We start from the raw sequence: 748 nt of genomic DNA on the forward strand, positions 1-748 counted from the left end.
TATCGGAATTGATCAGAGTCGGTTTTCACGCTTAGGAGAAAAAGATAATTTTTGGTCTATGGGTGATACAGGGCCGTGCGGTCCTTGTACTGAAATTTTCTATGATCACGGTGCTGATGTTGTTGGAGACCCTCCTGGTGGCCCGAATGATGATGGTGATCGATACATAGAAATCTGGAATCTTGTTTTTATGCAGTTCAATCGAACTGCTGATGGTGTCATGCACCCACTGCCTAAACCTTCCGTAGATACCGGAATGGGCTTGGAGCGCATTGCCGCGGTTATGCAGAATGTTCATAGTAACTACGAGATTGATTTGTTCGATGATCTCTTGGGTGATGTCTCTAAGTTGCTAGGAGGTGTCTCGAAGGAGGAAAAATCCCTCCGGGTTATTGCTGACCATATCCGTTCAAGTGCTTTCCTAATAGCGGATGGTGTCATGCCTTCGAACGAGAGTAGAGGCTATACGCTTCGCCGGATCATTCGCCGGGCGATCCGTCATGGAAACAAGCTGGGTGCGCAGGGTTCTTTTTTTCATAAGTTAGTGGCTAGCTTGGTTCGGATTATGGGCGATGCTTACCCTGAGCTGAAGAGCGGCCAAGTTCAAATAGAGAAGATACTGCTTCAGGAAGAGCAGCAGTTTGCTAAAACGTTAGATAAAGGTATGCGTTTGTTGGAGCAAGATATGGCGGAACTTGTTGGATCGGTGATTTCTGGCAACACGGTGTTTACCCTTTATGACACGTTT

General features: G+C 46.7%; 1 protein-coding gene. It reads left to right on the plus strand.

Annotation, left to right across the window (positions count from 1 at the left end; genetic code table 11):
* A partial coding sequence (locus A3750_RS16670; RefSeq protein WP_231871855.1) for an alanine--tRNA ligase-related protein occupies positions 1 to 748 on the plus strand: 748 nt, incomplete at both ends.

It is taken from the genome of Oleiphilus sp. HI0079 (assembly GCF_001635105.1).